The sequence below is a fragment of the Corynebacterium pseudodiphtheriticum DSM 44287 genome (genome assembly GCF_000688415.1).
In the GTDB taxonomy this organism is placed as follows: Bacteria; Actinomycetota; Actinomycetes; order Mycobacteriales; family Mycobacteriaceae; genus Corynebacterium; species Corynebacterium pseudodiphtheriticum.
The window spans coordinates 182,777-197,680 of record NZ_JIAH01000005.1; the positions used below are offsets into that span (position 1 = coordinate 182,777).

The 14,904-nt window shown below is 54.4% G+C and carries 13 protein-coding genes; 10 read left to right on the top strand and 3 right to left on the bottom strand.

Translation table 11 applies throughout. From position 1 onward, the window contains the following. Positions 1–10: 10 nt before the first annotated feature. On the bottom strand, positions 11–913 hold the full coding sequence (locus O146_RS0101455) for a DUF3109 family protein (protein WP_021352138.1): 903 nt from the start codon (positions 911–913) through the stop codon (positions 11–13). A gap of 33 nt (positions 914–946) precedes the next feature. Here O146_RS0101455 and O146_RS0101460 point away from each other — a divergent pair, with 33 nt between their 5' ends. The 5 genes from O146_RS0101460 (at position 947) to O146_RS12325 (ending at position 5,185) form a co-directional block, all read left to right on the top strand. Next, positions 947–1,876 (top strand): Ppx/GppA family phosphatase, encoded by a 930-nt coding sequence (locus tag O146_RS0101460; RefSeq protein ID WP_031267958.1) that lies wholly within the window; start codon positions 947–949, stop codon positions 1,874–1,876. Positions 1,877–1,887: 11 nt separating this feature from the next. Further along, on the top strand, positions 1,888–3,315 hold the full coding sequence (locus O146_RS12930; RefSeq protein WP_027017486.1) for a hypothetical protein: 1,428 nt from the start codon (positions 1,888–1,890) through the stop codon (positions 3,313–3,315). Positions 3,316–3,480: 165 nt separating this feature from the next. Then, complete coding sequence (gene proC, locus O146_RS0101470) at positions 3,481–4,287, top strand: pyrroline-5-carboxylate reductase (RefSeq protein ID WP_027017487.1); 807 nt, start codon at positions 3,481–3,483, stop codon at positions 4,285–4,287. Between the two features lie 353 nt (positions 4,288–4,640). Then, positions 4,641–4,832 (top strand): helix-turn-helix domain-containing protein, encoded by a 192-nt coding sequence (locus O146_RS0101475; protein WP_021352134.1) that lies wholly within the window; start codon positions 4,641–4,643, stop codon positions 4,830–4,832. 251 nt (positions 4,833–5,083) lie between these two features. Continuing rightward, a complete protein-coding gene (locus O146_RS12325) occupies positions 5,084–5,185 on the top strand; it encodes a 30S ribosomal protein bS22 (RefSeq protein ID WP_003855542.1) in 102 nt (33 codons plus the stop codon). Between the two features lie 155 nt (positions 5,186–5,340). Here O146_RS12325 and O146_RS0101485 read toward each other — a convergent pair whose 3' ends face one another. Further along, positions 5,341–6,972 (bottom strand): HNH endonuclease signature motif containing protein, encoded by a 1,632-nt coding sequence (locus O146_RS0101485; protein WP_027017488.1) that lies wholly within the window; start codon positions 6,970–6,972, stop codon positions 5,341–5,343. 218 nt (positions 6,973–7,190) lie between these two features. Beyond that, positions 7,191–8,156 (bottom strand): HAD family hydrolase, encoded by a 966-nt coding sequence (locus tag O146_RS0101490; RefSeq protein ID WP_369707193.1) that lies wholly within the window; start codon positions 8,154–8,156, stop codon positions 7,191–7,193. A 600-nt stretch (positions 8,157–8,756) separates the two neighbouring features. On the opposite strand from O146_RS0101490, the gene O146_RS0101495 reads away from it, so the two are divergent. From O146_RS0101495 to hemB, 5 genes are all read left to right on the top strand, one after another. Beyond that, positions 8,757–8,981: a glutaredoxin family protein gene (locus O146_RS0101495; protein ID WP_031267957.1), complete on the top strand. Its 225-nt coding sequence runs from the start codon at positions 8,757–8,759 to the stop codon at positions 8,979–8,981. A gap of 259 nt (positions 8,982–9,240) precedes the next feature. Next, positions 9,241–10,707 carry a glutamyl-tRNA reductase gene (locus O146_RS10690; protein ID WP_051619190.1) on the top strand — a complete coding sequence of 489 codons (1,467 nt, stop codon included), beginning with the start codon at positions 9,241–9,243 and terminating at the stop codon, positions 10,705–10,707. A gap of 71 nt (positions 10,708–10,778) precedes the next feature. Beyond that, on the top strand, positions 10,779–11,672 hold the full coding sequence (gene hemC / locus O146_RS0101505; RefSeq protein ID WP_027017490.1) for a hydroxymethylbilane synthase: 894 nt from the start codon (positions 10,779–10,781) through the stop codon (positions 11,670–11,672). Positions 11,673–11,951: 279 nt separating this feature from the next. Then, positions 11,952–13,688 carry a uroporphyrinogen-III synthase gene (locus O146_RS10695; RefSeq protein ID WP_051619191.1) on the top strand — a complete coding sequence of 579 codons (1,737 nt, stop codon included), beginning with the start codon at positions 11,952–11,954 and terminating at the stop codon, positions 13,686–13,688. 174 nt (positions 13,689–13,862) lie between these two features. Beyond that, a complete protein-coding gene (gene hemB, locus O146_RS0101515; protein ID WP_027017491.1) occupies positions 13,863–14,852 on the top strand; it encodes a porphobilinogen synthase in 990 nt (329 codons plus the stop codon). The last annotated feature ends 52 nt before the right edge of the window (positions 14,853–14,904 follow it).

Consider the following 14,904-nt stretch of genomic DNA (forward strand, 5'->3'; position numbering starts at 1 on the left):
TCTTTCAGGTTTAATTTCCAGTTGCCGCCCGCGTCGCCGGATGCTGGGGGAGATTCACGCCTGCCGCGCGGGCAGCATCACGCATCTGGCAGTGGTTCGCCAAAATTTCGTAATTGCGTTGGCCCATTACCGCCACCAACTCTTCCCGGTGTGTCTTCCACAACGGATCAGTCGTCGTGTGACACTGCGGAGCCGAAGAACACCACCAGTCGAATTCCTCGCCACCGTTGCCCCACGCGCGGCGGTCATACTCACTGATTACCGTGCGTAAAATTTCCACTTCGTCGCTGCGAGTTTCATAATCCTCGTGTCGACGAATAGGAACCTGCCAGCATACTTCGGGCTTGACAACGGTTAGCTCTTCATCCTCCGCGACTGCCCACTGGTGTAGCGCACATCCTGCGCCAGTTGCCCAGCCATGACGGTTGGCGAATATACAACCACCATCAACAGTTCGGGTTTTCAACGACGGCTCCATTTCACCATCCTCGTTTTCCTCTTCGTCCCACACTAGCCACGGCTCTAACTCGCCAGCAGGCGCTATTCCCGACAAGTGCTCATCAGTATTGCTCGGGCGCAATTGCCAGTATTTCGCGGGCATGTTGCGGACGGCGTCGAAAAGTTGATCCTGGTCGGTTTCGTCGGCAAGAAACGCCCCATGCGTGCAACAAGCCACGTCGGTAATTCCTTCGCGGATGCCGAAACAATCCGAGGTGCCAAACTTGCAACTGTAATGAGATTCAACCCATGTCAGGTCGACGGAAAAGACATGCTCGGGATCGTCCGGGTTGGTGAATTCGAACCACTCGCGAGCAAAATCCGGGGCAACCTCCCGGCCAGCACGAATAGATTTGCCGGCAGGAGAGTTTGCAGGAAAACCAAGGAAAATGGAAGAAGACTGTGCGTGATTCACACCTAGACACCGTAGACCGTTTAGGCTAGGAGTGTGCGATTAGGTGTAATTGATGTGGGCAGCAACACTGTCCACCTAGTAGCAGTAGATGTTCGGGACGGCGGTCGGCCAACGCCCATGAGCGATTGGAAGACTTCGCTAAAGCTGGTGGAGCAGCTCGACGCTGACGGAAATATCCACGAGCGAGGTTTGAAGAAACTGATCTCGTCCGTTGGGGAAGCTAAAGAACTCGCCAACAAACTCGGATGCGACGAATTCATGCCCTTTGCCACGTCTGCCATTCGCTCCGCCACGAACTCCGCCTATGTGCTGGATGAAGTGGAAAAACAGACGGGGGTGCGCTTAGAAATCCTCTCTGGCAAGGACGAAGGCCGGTTGACATTCCTGGCTGTACGACGTTGGTTTGGCTGGTCAGCTGGTCGCATCACGAACATTGACATCGGTGGCGGCTCGCTCGAATTATGTACCGGCACCGACGAGCACCCCGATGTTGCCAGTTCGCTGGATTTGGGTGCCGGCCGGTTGACGTATAACTGGTTTGATGCGGATCCGCCGGGCAAAAAGAAAATCAACACGCTGCGCGACTACATCGACGCTGAGCTCAAGGATGTTGCCGCCGAGATCCGCGCCTACGGTGCCCCAGGAATCGCGGTAGGCACCTCGAAGACAATCCGTACCCTGGCGCGACTTACTGGTGCCGCTCCATCGTCGGCAGGGCCCTATGTACGACGTAATCTGACCGCACCAGGTTTGCGTCAATTGATCGCATTCATTTCCCGCATGACTGCCGCCGACCGAGCCGAATTAGAAGGCGTGAGCAATGACCGTTCGCATCAAATCGTTGCCGGTGCTTTAGTTGCAGAAGCTAGTATGCGAGCATTAGGAATCGACGAACTCGAAATCTGCCCCTGGGCACTGCGCGAAGGCGTAATTCTGCGTCGCATCGATAAAGGACTGGAATAGGGAGAAACAGCATGTCTGACGACAAGCAATTAACAGTCGCGGAATTGTTGGCCCGCGCCGGGAAAGAGAACTCCGATGGCCAAGGGAAAGCCGACGCTCAAGGCGGTTCTGGTGCACGGAAATCCGGAGGCGACTCGGAGAAACCACGTCGACGTCGGCGTCGCAGCATGGAAGACGGCGGAGGTGTCTCCGTCGCTGAGCTGACTGGGTCATTTCCGAAAGTCACCGCGAAGCCAAAGGAATCCAAGCACGGGTCCCCCATTGATGAAACCAGTAGCAATGAGACCAGCAGCGGTGAGACCAGCAGCAACAAGGGTGCAAAAGCTGCAAACGCAGGTTCCGGGGCTGCGCAGAATGCGGCGACGGAAAAACCATCGGGACCAAAAGCGCCTGTGGCTGCCGAAAAGAAGCAACCGGCAACACCGCCAACTACCCGGAAGAAGTCCAAAACCATCACGGTTGGCCATAAGAGCGGTGACAAAAACAATGGCGGTACAGGGACAAAGACCGGTGGACAGGCCAACAGTGTTCAGGATTCCAGCCAAGAGAAGGTAAGCAGTGTTAGTGCTGGTGCTAGCGGTAGTGGTGCTGGTATTGGTAGCGCAGCTAAAGGTGTTGGTATCGGTAACGCCGGTAACGTTGCTGGTGCTGGAAGTGCTAAAGCTCCAGAGAAACCGACACCGGCCTCAGACGAGACCGCAGAAATCTCCCGAGTTACCGACACTACGAGCGCACGAACTGAGGGCGGTTCTGATAAACAGAACCAGCGCCCCAACGGCCGCGATCAGAAGAACCAAGAACGCAAGGAAACTAGTCGCGAGGACTCCGAGACGACTGGTGAGATTCCGCGTGTGCAAGGCGGCAAGCCAGTTGATAAAGCTGCGAAGACAGCAGACACCGCTAGCCAGCCGGTGAAACCGGGTAAGCGAGCTGATGACGATACCTCCGAATTTCAGAACATTCCGGATTCGCTTACGCAGGCAGCCGCGGGTGCCCCGGTTGGTGGGGCTGGCCAAAACGGTGCAAAATCTACCGGAATAAATTCCACGCAGAAGAAAGCTGCTCAGGGTGCTCAGCAGACAGGGCGGCCTGATAATTCGGCGCAGGAGAATGGCCAACCGTCGGGCGGACCATCTCCCGTCCACGCTGATGCGGATCAGGATGACGCAGTCTCCGAAGGCGAAGGTATGAGTCCGGTTGCGGTGATTTTACTGGCACTGGTCGGCATCGTGCTTGGCGTCGTTGTATTCAAGGGCTTCGAAATGCTTTGGGGTGCTCTGAATAACTACCTGGTTGCCGCGTTGGCAGTCGGCGTTACCGGTGTTATGGCTGGCATAGTTCACGCCCTGCGCACGGAGCGTGATGGATTGTCGATGACATTGACGGCTATCGTGGGCTTGTTGTTGACTTTTGGTCCGGCGATCTTGGTAGTGCTCTAGTGTTTCAGTGATTGGCTATCTCGCCGCTTGGGACAAGAACGTCTAAAAACTGGTTGTGGTTAACACGACCGTCACGAGCTAAGCTATGAACTCGATTGCACATTAAACCCCTAGTCTTCCACAGTGTGGTGGCTAGGGGTTTTGCTTTCTGGCATCGTAGAAACCATGACTAACATTGCAGTTCTAGGTGGAGGCCAGATCGGAGAAGCTCTCGTTTCCGGTCTCGTAGCCTCTGATTACGACCCAAAGTCCATTACCGTGACTAACCGTAGTGCCGAGAAATCGAGCTACTTCGAAGAAAACTACGGTGTGCACACTACTTCGGATAACGCGGCTGCGATCAAGGACGCCGATTATGCGTTTTTGTGCGTCAAGCCTTATCACATTATTGATCTGTTAGAAGATGTTTCCGAGACTCTGCAGTCGAGGGAAGGTAAAACTGTGGCCGTATCCATGGCCGCAGGTTTGACCTTAGAGGCTATGGAAAAAGCGGCTGGCAGCGGGGTGCCAGTGGTTCGTGTGATGCCAAACACCCCGATGCTGGTCGGTAAAGGAACTAACGCTGCAGCGCCAGGAAGCAGCGTATCCGATGAACAGATGTCGGGAGTTTCAGAACTGCTCGAGGCAGTTGGTGAAGTAGTCATCGTAGAAGAAGGCGATATGGATGCTGTAACCGCGATGTCAGGTTCCTCGCCAGCGTATTATTTCTTGGTCACTGAGGCTCTTATCGACGCCGGTGTGCAGATGGGGTTGAAGCGCGATGTCGCCGAGAAACTGGCTACCAATGCCGCCCACGGTGCAGGAAAGATGCTGACGGATTCTGGTCGTGATCCAGCAACCCTTCGGCAGAACGTCTCTTCTCCAGGTGGCACCACTGTGCATGCTCTTCGTGAACTTGAAGAGTCTGGTCTACGTGGCATGTTCTTCCGTGCAGCTGAGGCCTGTGCTAACCGCTCCAAGGAACTTGGCTAAAACTTCTTTTATGCAACGGCAGGACACTTGCTCGGTGATATGACTGTCTGGTTGTTTAATGCCTACTAAAAAGCTCGCCGCATCATGACCGGTTGAGCTTCAGAGATAACGCCCGCCGACCGCATCGTTGCCAGAATACATACTGGCACTGGTGTGGTGCGGCGGGTTTTGCGTACTTGTGAGCAGTTACGTTCCAGGAGATATTCGGGGGTTGCAAGCGATAGATGGGATTAATGTGCAGGGCGGGTCGCAATAGTCACAAGTGACACGCTAGACTAGTTTGAGCACGTGCGTGTGAAGTCCTGCGGGAGGGGAAGCCTGCAGCGCACTACGAGCTGAAGGGTGAGATACATATGGCACATGAAGACAAAGGAACGTTTCTGACCATCGCCGAGGTTGCGGAGATGATGCGCGTCTCGAAAATGACGGTCTACCGCCTTGTGCACGCTGGCGATTTGCCGGCTGTTCGCGTGGGACGTTCTTTCCGGGTTCACGAAGAAGCCGTGAACGAGTACCTGCACTCGTCGATTTACGAGGTTGGGTAGTTTTACGGACTCATCACAATAGCGATTGAGTTATTACCGGAACTTGCAAACCTTTAATCGGCTTTGCACCCTCGCGGCAGGCATCTGTTGATGCAGGGACACCGAGCCAGGCTACGTCATTAAGACTTGCCAGTTCTGGGAAATCCCCGGAGTTTGCCCAGATTTGGGTAAGCTTCTTGACAATCGCTAAAGTGTGAGCATTAGTGTCGGCAGTTTGTACACATATCAACTAAGAATTGAGGGTACTGACCATGGGTTCAGTCATTAAGAAGCGCCGTAAGCGCATGTCCAAGAAGAAACACCGCAAGATGCTGCGCCGTACTCGCGTTCAGCGTCGTAAACTGGGCAAGTAAACTAGCTCACGTTATTCAGTTGGAGCCAGATCCTATGTGGTCTGTCTACCAGCACGCACCCTGTGGAACAGGCTGGAGTTCGGCATCCAAATTACCGTCGAGTCTCCATGCCACTAGTTTCCACAGGGATTTTGTGTATCTAGTGCAGATCCGGGCTATGCGGCTCTGTTTTTGGTGCGCGCCTTGGTCGGCGTTGGAGAGGCTGCCAGCAACCGACGACCTGGAGCATTGTGTGCGGCAATCGTTTCATTGATGTCGATCTTTCCGGTGCTGGGGTTAAATTTGCCTACAAGATGAGTATCGTTTTCTCTTTCCATGTGGCCCATGTTGTTTTGGCCGTCACGTTGGTCGTTATTGCCTCGGTGATGATAGGCGCAAAGTAGCGTGAGGTTTTCGATGTTGGTCTTTCCACCGTGAGAATACGCAGTTATGTGATGGCCTTCGCATTTCGCCGCTGGCTCTGAACAGCCAGGGTGGCTACAAACTAGCTGCATTGCAGTGAGAAAGGCTCTTTGGATCTGAGTCGTGTTGCGTACTGAACCCGCGTCGAGAAGCTTTGCCCTGCCATTGTCCGTGATTCCAAGATGGCATTCGGAGATTCCCAATTGCATAATTTCTGCCGGGGTTAGCGTAGTGCCGGTATCTGTCCGGAACCTCGTTCGTGGTCCCATATTTAGGTAGTCATCGATTGTGCCGACCAGCACCAGTTGCGCAGACACTCTAGCAGTTGTTGCTTTCTCTGCTGATTCCGCTGTGACTTGGGACGCTTCCGAGTTTGGTGTAGGCCCGAATATAGCGTTCATGAAGTAGTCGTGGACAAATTGTGAAAGTGTTCGAGTCTCCGTGACAGTGGCGTCGGCCTGACGGGCTTTCCAGACTCGTGTGGCTTTTGCCCGAATAGCTTCAATGCGCGTGGAGAAGACAGGGTCGGTGGTAATTCCGAAATTTATCATTCCGTTGGGAAGCTCTCGGGGTTGAGAAATGTAGCGCTTAGAGCGTGCAGATTCTTGGGTTGCCCGTGCCTTAGCAGGCGACGAATAAGCGTCAGGATGATTATTTGCGTTGCGTATACGCTCACGACACCAGTGGGTGAGGTCGGCACAGTTGCGTCCCTTGTCAGCCTCTTTCATGGATTCTAGACGAACCTGGTGTTTTCCTGGCACCGCGGTGTCGTTAAGGTGGCGTAACTCCCGATCAATTACGTCGACCTTGTCTGTGGAAATTTTTCGTGCAAGTTCACGACCGGTAGATTGGGCATATCTTTCCTGGTTAAGCTTGTTTTTTGCTAAACGCATCCGTTTTGATCGCTGATTGCTAGATTCAACTTCGACTTCCTCGTCATCTGGATCGTATTCGGCGATATGGATGTGTCCGTAGGCGGTTGTTGCACGATTTTTTACAGTATTGGCGTGTGATGTGGAATAACCTAGGCGTTTGGTATAAAACCCACGAGCGGTCGTTGTGCCTACCAATCGACCAATTTCGGTTCGCTCTGCACACCATGCAAGGGAAGTTTCGCTGGATCGACGGGCAGAAGCAGCCTGGGAAAGGTATTCGAGTGCTTGCGCAATAGATGCTCTGTGGTCGAGGTGTTTACTTTTAGATTGCGCTAGTTCATCGCAAAGATCTGCTAATTCTGCGTCTAATTTCGAGAGGATGGACGCAATGTCGGAGACTCGTTGCCAAGCGTCTGCCCGTTTTTGGTTATGTAGGTGTGGAGGACGTTTCCGGGAACCATGCTGGTGCTGTTCTGGGGAAAACTCACGTAGCTTGCCTAAAGGTGTCATGGAACTGACGTTAAGAGCCCGGGGCGGATAGTTGCAGTGGAAATGGGGGAACAGTCCGAAAAGCTGTGGAGAAACGGAGTTATCCACAGCCAATGATGGGGTTGGGTTGCAGCAAAAGATGAATGAACGTTGTTAAATTTATTGGGCAGCAATCTGTGCTTGAATTAACCAGCTTTTGATTTACCTGGCTTTTAGTTTGAACGGTGGCTATTTGCTTTCTATGTGGTGGATTTTTTCTTAGAAGGCCCTAATATTTTCCAGCCACCGTAAGCACCGTAGGAAAATAGTGCGGTAATTAATGCTGGTACACCGAAGGACCGCACGGCCTTGCGTAGGGAACGGTAGTCGTTGATTTTCCACCCTCGCGATTCCGCTTCCTTGCGCAGTTCCCTATCTGGGTTAATAGCTACGGCGGTGCCGACCATTGTCAGCATCGGAATATCGTTGATTGAATCTGAATAGGCAGTACAGCGATCAAGATCTAGCTTCTCCATCGCAGCCAAAGCAGCGACTGCATGTTTTTTACCTGGTCCGTGCAGGATGTCGCCGACTAGTCGTCCAGTGAATTTGCCGTTTTGCACCTCTGCCACGGTGCCAAGCGCACCTGTAAAACCAAACCTTTGGGCTAGAATTTGGGCGAGTTGCACAGGTGTTGCCGTCACGAGCCATACTTGTTGGCCGGCTGCCAAGTGTTTGTTCGCTAGTTCACGGGTAGCAGGATAGGCTTTGTCTGCAACCCTTGAGTCCACGATTTCTTGGCAGATGTCGTTGAGCTCTTCTACGGTGCGGCCTTTAATAAATTCCAGGGCTTGTTCGCGCCCTGAGGCTACGTCATTGATGTTTTCGGAGCCGGTAACGCGGTATTTTATTTGTTTCCACGCGATCGGGGCGATATCGCGCAAGCGAAAAAACCGCTTCCGTGCCAGGCCCATAGCGAGAACGACGAGTGATGATCCTTGAATGAGGGTGTTATCTACGTCAAAAAACGCAGCTGCGCCGATATCTTGCGGTATGGCGGGGTCGGGCTGAGTGAGTTTAAAGCTTCCTGCGGCTTTCACTGATCCCGAGACCGAGGCGACGCCCGAGTCAAAGTCGGGGAGGCCGATGCCAAAAGTTTCGCTAATGGCGTTTGCGGCGGCGGCTTCACCGGCTTCTTGTTGGTGTGCCTCGTCCAGCGGTGGCATAACGGTGTTTTCTAGGAAACGTCGTAAATTGCCGCGACTTGCAGACCATTCCGCGAGGAAATCTTCTGCTGAGTTCGGCCCACTGCCGTCAGGATCAGACAAGAAATTCACTCGCTAAACTTTACCTGTTGTATGTAAAAACCCATTAATATTTCGTGCTGTATTTTCTCTGGTGTAGAACTGCTTGGGCGAACTTTCGGGGGCCAGTTCAACTGCGGTCGGGTGGATTGGCCAGATAGTATGTGGTTGTGGAGCGGTTTCTAGTCGCCTTGAGAGTGTAGTTCGGGGAATACTGTGTTCGAGATGCAAGCAGAATTTGGTTACCCAGTGTGCAGCTAAGATGGTGCCATGAAGCTGGCGTTGAGCCGCACTGGACCTGGGGCTAGAGCGGCCCGCAGAACATAGACCCGTATAGCTTAGAAGTTAGAGAGGCTAGTTTGCATGATGAATGACGCTTGGCGATCCGGGGAGTCCGCGATGCAATCGCGCCACGATAATTCTGTTGGGGTCGCTCGAGCTGAGGAAGATGCCACCGAGAATAAGGCTGAAGCTGGTTATATTCCTAGACCTAACTCCACGCCCACGCACATCGTAGAATTGATGGTTCGGACAAATTGTGGGTCGTGTGTTCGCGTTCGCGAGCAGATCGCCCCAATCGTTGCAGCCGCAGATGCAAAACTGGTCGTGCGTAACGTTGATAATGATGCTGAGCTTGCGGTCGAGTTTGGAGACCGGGTGCCGGTGGTGGTTCTTGATGACGAGGAATTCGCGTGCTGGGAGGTCGACAACGATGAGTTGGCCGCTGCTTTGCAGAATGGGCTCTAGGAGCTGGTAATTTGCTTGCCCATTGCCCTGGAGATTCTGCTTTCTGTGGCCATTGGGGCTATCCTTTTGGTTGATATCATGGGTAGACCTCAGTCGTGAGTGTGGGCCTACCCAAATCCGGGACAGCTGGAGGGCTCTAGCTGGAGTGCCCTAACTGGTGGGCGCGGAGTGCTGGGCGAAGCCCTGAGTCGTTCCAATCGTGACGTGGATTACTGTAGTTAAGTTTTGTAGTTGAGTTAGTGAGATTGCGGAGGAAAATGTGAGCGTGCTCGTCGTGGGAATGTCCCATCGTTCGGCTCCGGTCGCTTTGTTGGAGCGACTGAGCGTAGATGGCATGCAACGCGAGGAGACGAATGCTGAGCTCGTGGCCACTTCGTCGCTGAGTGAGGCAATGATCATCTCCACGTGCAACCGCTTGGAGGTCTACTGCGTCACGAATTCATTCCATTCCGGAGTTCAAGATGTGGTGGAAGTCCTGCACCGTATTTCTCACATTGATATCGATGAACTGCGTAGCTATCTCTACGTGCGCTATGCGGATGCTGCTGCTGAGCATATGATGGTGGTCGCCTCCGGGTTGGACTCCATGGTGGTCGGTGAGCAGCAAATCATCGGGCAGGTACGCAAGGCGTACCAGCGTGCAGTAGCCGCAAACACGGCTGGAAAAACTCTTCATGCCCTGGCGCAATCTGCTCTGCGAGCAGGAAAGAGAGTGCATACCGAGACTAAAATCGATGAGGCAGGCGCATCTATGGTTACTGTTGCGTTGAACGAAGCGCTGCAGTATATGGATTTGGGTTTGCAGAGCGGTGATGCCTCCGCAACTGTTCACACCCCCGACCATGTCGACGAGCCTTTGCTGATCGGGCGTACAGCTTTGGTATTGGGAGCCGGCGCGATGGCGTCCTTGGCTGCCACACATCTGGGGCGGTTGGGCGTCGACAAGATCATTGTTGCTAACCGCACCCGCGAACGGGCTGATAATCTGGTCGACCATGCGCACCAAGCTGGCGTGTGTGCAGAGGCTGTGAACTTCGAAGACCGTCAGCAAGTTTATGGCAAAGTAGACATCATCGTTTCGGCGACGGGCGCAGACAATTACACGGTCGACCGGGCTTCCATTCCGGAACAGCGCCACGGTCACCTGGTACTCATTGACCTTTCATTGCCACGCGACATTGCGGATGACACCGCAAAGCTTCACGGGGTTGATCTGGTCAACATCGAGAGGCTGCATCAGTCGTTGACGTCGCAAAGCGATGAAGATACCACTGTCGGCCACCAAGACGCGAAACGCATTGTTCGTGAGGAGTTACAAGCCTTTGCTTCTGAACAGCGCGTACGCGAAGTGGTCCCCGCAGTTTCTGCCTTGCGCAAGCATGCTGCTGGCGTGATTGAGTGTGAGATGGCGCGTCTTCGGCAAAGGCGTCCGCACATGTCGGAGGATGATTTCGGACAAGTACAGGTAGCGATTAGGCGTGCCGTCGACAAGCTATTGCACGAACCCACCGTGCGGGCGAAAAAACTCGCAGCGGAATCAGGCGCGGTCAGCCATGAAACAGCACTCCAAGAAATGTTTGGTTTGGAGATCGATGGTAGCTCGATTGCTGTCGATGCCGATGAGTTACCGTCCGTGCAGGAAGTTATTGCTCTGGGTAATAACGCCGGGAACCATTCCAGGGCCGAGGATAAGGCTGGGACGAATAAAAATTCCGTGGATAATTAGCGTTAAAGAATCCCTTTAAAAAGCTTTAAGAGACGCAGAAGGCACCCGCATGGGGGCCTAAGGAGTAGAACATGTTGCAGATTGGTACCCGGGGCTCGAAGCTAGCTACTACCCAGGCTGGCCACGTGCGTGACTGGATTATTGCAGCTGGTGCGCCCGCGGAGTTAAAGATCGTTAAAACGGAAGGCGATGTGAATATGGCCCCGGTTGAGCGTATCGGAGTGGGCGTATTTACACAGAAACTGCGGGAAGTACTTGATGCAGGAGGCTGCGACGTGGCCGTGCACTCGTTTAAAGACTTGCCGACGGCTGCGGACGACAGGTTCCATTTGGTAATCCCGAAGCGCGAGGACAACCGGGAAGCCCTGATTGCGCGCGATGGTCTGCGCTTGGATGAATTACCGGAAGGTGCCCGCGTGGGTACTTCGGCGCCTCGCCGAATCTCACAATTGCTGTCCTTACGCCCGGATCTCGATATTCGTCCTCTGCGCGGGAATATCGAAACGCGAATGAGCAAGATTGACGACGGCGAACTCGATGCAGTGGTATTGGCATATGCCGGGCTGATCCGAAATGGCTATCAGGACAAAGCGACCCAGGTTTTTGCTGTAGATGAAGTGATGCCAGCTCCAGCGCAAGGGGCATTAGCCGTGGAAGTACGCATGAATGATGCTGCGGTTGTGGAAGTCGTCGACAAGCTCACCAGTGTCATCGACCGTGACTGCGCATTTGCGGAACGCGTGGTGCTGAATCGTTTGGAAGCAGGATGCACCGCTCCGGTCGCGGCGTATTCCACCTTCGATGAGCAGACTGGAATGATTACTGCCCATGGTGGGGTGTTTGCACTGGATGGGAAAAAGAGGTTGCTCGCCGCTGCCAGCGGTACCGACCCTATCGCGGTAGGCGAAGAGGTTTCGCAGGCATTGCTTGCCGACGGCGCTGCGGAACTCCTGGGTGATTCCTAGCGCACCACCGGTGCCACGCTGGGACACTGAGATTGGGTGCTAAAGGGGTGCATACTACTCGCCCTAAGGGCGCAACCTGACGTTAACCCTCGAGTTTCAATGAGTCCCGACTAATCCGTTTGTTTTTTAGTTTTCCGGCGTCTACTTTAAGCTGGTACTAGCACACGATAATGCACCGTCTACGGTTTGGGTCCGGTTAAAGGCAAAACCGCAGATGACGGTGCTTCGTCGTGGTTTATTTTTGTTTACTGTCCGTGACCGCGCGTAGAAAAGGTCTATATGAGCAACGCCCCCTCCGTCGCCCACCAAGGCAAAGTGGTGTTCGTCGGCGCCGGACCCGGCAACCCGGACCTTCTAACAGTTCGCGCCAGGGAAGTACTCGCGTACAACGCTATTGCGGTCGCAGACTCGCAGGTGCTTGCTGGGGTACGCGAAATTGTGGGCTCGGCACTGCCAGTGCCCCAAGAAAAACTAGATGCTGCAGAGCAGGAATACGCCCGCATGTGTGCTGAGGCGAAAGCCCAGGGGGCTCGTCGGAAGCCGCCAAGGCCAGCAGCCCCGACGGCTGCTGATGTGCGGGAGTTTGCTGGTTCGGAGCAGGTCGTCACCCAGCTGCACACGGCGTTAGAAGAGGCCGGAGGCAGTGATGTCATCCGGTTGGTTGCCGGTAACCCATTAAATCGGGAAGCGATTTTGGCGGAAATCTCCGCCGTGAGTGCCGCTGGCATGGAATTCCAGGTGGTTCCTGGGATGTCGTTGCCTTCCACAGTGCCGTCGTTTGCAGGATTAGCACTGGGCTCAACCTACACCGAAGCCGATATGACCGATGGCGACGTCGACTGGGACCAATTGTCTGTCGCCACACAACCTATCGTGTTGCAGGCTTGGGCTTCGGACTTGCCGACGATCGCCGACGAGCTGAGTACGCGTGGGATGAGCGTTGACACCCCCGCGTTTGTCACAGTCAATGGCACAACACGCTTGCAGCGCACCTATGAGGCGACCCTAGCAACGCTGGGCAAGCTGAATGCAGAGCTTGACGGCATCTTAGTGGTGACCTTAGGGCGCAGCTTTGATGACCGTTCCAAGTATTCCTGGTGGGAGAACCGCCCCCTGTACGGTTGGCGGGTGTTGGTTCCGCGCACGAAAGAGCAAGCCGGTCCAATGTCGGCGCAGTTGGCTTCCTATGGGGCAATTCCGCAATTGGTGCCGACGATTTCTGTGGAACCGCCGCGAAACCCAGCCCAGATGGACCGCGCAATCAAAGGCATTGTCGAAGGACGCTATAAATGGGTCGTGTTCACCAGCGTGAACGCGGTAAAAGTAGTTTGGGACAAGATCGCGGAATTGGGCCTGGATGCCCGCGATTTTGCTGGCGTGCACTTAGCTGCGGTGGGAGGAAAAACCGCCGAAGCTATTCGTGAAAAAGGCATGGTTCCGGAAGCTTTGCCGAAGGCAGACGCACAAAACGCTCATGGCTTGGTGGAATCTTTCCCACCATATGTGGAAGATATTGACGCTGTTGGTCGCGTCCTGCTGCCGCGCGCGGATATTGCCGGTGATGCGTTAGTAGACGGGCTACAGGCGCTCGGTTGGGAAGTTGACGATGTGGTCGCGTACCGGACGGTTCGCGCGGCTCCACCATCAGCGGAAACCCGCGACATGATCAAAACGGGTGCCTTTGATGCGGTGGCATTTACCTCCGGGTCGACGGTGCGCAACCTCGTGGGCATCGCGGGGAAACCACACCAGCGCACTATCATTGCTTGCATTGGCCCGATGGCGAAAGCCGCGGCAGAAGAGATGGGGCTGCGCGTCGACGTCGTCCCGGAAGTCGCTGATGTTCCACATCTTATCGATGCCCTGGCGGACCACGTGGCACACCTCCGCGCAACGGGCAACCTTCCGGCTCCGCGGAAAAAACGTCGTACGCGTCGGAAAGCGGCGGCTTCGGTAAGTACTGATTCTGGAAAAGCTGCCTCTGGAGAAGCTGATTCTGGAAGTACCAATTCTTGAAATACTGATTCTCGAAATGCTAGTTCTTGAAATTTGCTGTCGGAAAGTAGTACCCAGGCAAACAAGAGTTAGAGCGGAGCCACCGTGTTGTTTCGCTGACTATGTAACTGACTATGCACTAGCTCCACAGCCCCTCTTACCTGGAAAATAAGAAATTTAAGGAAGGTCCCCGAAGTGGATTACCCGCTGTCCCGTCGCCCCCGTCGCCTACGCACCACCCCCGCATTACGGGAATTAACAGCGGAGACGCACCTGCGCCCCGCTGATTTCATCCTTCCGATGTTCATCGCTGATGGTTTGGACGCGCCGAACCCGATTTCGGCGATGCCGGGCGTTTCTCAGCACACTTTTGATTCCTTGACCCGAGCTGCAGAACAAGCACTGGAACAGGGAGTACGTTGCGTCGATTTGTTTGGAGTCCCGCTCCCAGAGCACAAGGATGAGAACGGATCACAAGCGTGGGCAGAAAGCGGCATCTTAAACCGCGGGATCGCACACCTGCGTAAAGAGTTCGGCGATGACTTGTTAATCATGGCTGATACCTGCCTGGATGAATTCACCAGTCACGGACATTGTGGGCTTCTTGACGCCAACGGAGACGTGCTTAACGACGCAACAGTGGATTGTTACGTGGATATGGCAGTGAGTCAGGCGGCAGCAGGCGCACACCTGGTTTCTCCATCAGGAATGATGGATGGTCAGGTGGCAGCGATCCGCCAGGGGCTGGATTCTGCAGGGCATTCCGATGTCGCAATCATGGCTTACTCGGCGAAGTATGCGTCGGCGTTTTTTGGCCCGTTCCGAGAAGCCGTCGGTTCTTCATTGCAAGGGGATCGGCGTACCTACCAACAAGACCCGGCAAACCGACGGGAATCCTTGTTGGAGGTGCAGCTGGATATTGATGAAGGTGCAGACTTTGTCATGGTAAAGCCTGCTCTGGCGTACTTGGATATCATCAGCGAGGTTGCCGAGTTTTCCCCTGTGCCAGTTGCCGCATATCAGGTTTCTGGTGAATATTCGATGATCCAAGCTGCTGGTCATAACGGTTGGATTGACCGTGATGCCGTAATGATGGAGTCATTGTTGAGCATTAAGCGTGCGGGAGCCAATCAAATCCTGACGTACTTTGCGACGGATGCAGCCCGGCTGTTAAACCAGCGCTAAGAAGATGCCCGCCGGGTGGCCCGTTCTGTCTTCTACAGTGCACAAAAACCAC

What these genes read in the sequence shown, in the direction of transcription:
- O146_RS12930 (WP_027017486.1), top strand. Translation starts at nt 1,888, where the DNA reads ATGTCTGACGACAAGCAATTAACAGTCGCGGAATTGTTGGCCCGCGCC.
- proC (WP_027017487.1), top strand. Translation starts at nt 3,481, where the DNA reads ATGACTAACATTGCAGTTCTAGGTGGAGGCCAGATCGGAGAAGCTCTC.
- O146_RS0101475 (WP_021352134.1), top strand. Translation starts at nt 4,641, where the DNA reads ATGGCACATGAAGACAAAGGAACGTTTCTGACCATCGCCGAGGTTGCG.
- O146_RS12325 (WP_003855542.1), top strand. Translation starts at nt 5,084, where the DNA reads ATGGGTTCAGTCATTAAGAAGCGCCGTAAGCGCATGTCCAAGAAGAAA.
- O146_RS0101485 (WP_027017488.1), bottom strand. Translation starts at nt 6,972, where the DNA reads ATGACACCTTTAGGCAAGCTACGTGAGTTTTCCCCAGAACAGCACCAG.
- O146_RS0101490 (WP_369707193.1), bottom strand. Translation starts at nt 8,156, where the DNA reads ATGCCACCGCTGGACGAGGCACACCAACAAGAAGCCGGTGAAGCCGCC.
- O146_RS0101495 (WP_031267957.1), top strand. Translation starts at nt 8,757, where the DNA reads ATGGTTCGGACAAATTGTGGGTCGTGTGTTCGCGTTCGCGAGCAGATC.
- hemC (WP_027017490.1), top strand. Translation starts at nt 10,779, where the DNA reads ATGTTGCAGATTGGTACCCGGGGCTCGAAGCTAGCTACTACCCAGGCT.
- O146_RS10695 (WP_051619191.1), top strand. Translation starts at nt 11,952, where the DNA reads ATGAGCAACGCCCCCTCCGTCGCCCACCAAGGCAAAGTGGTGTTCGTC.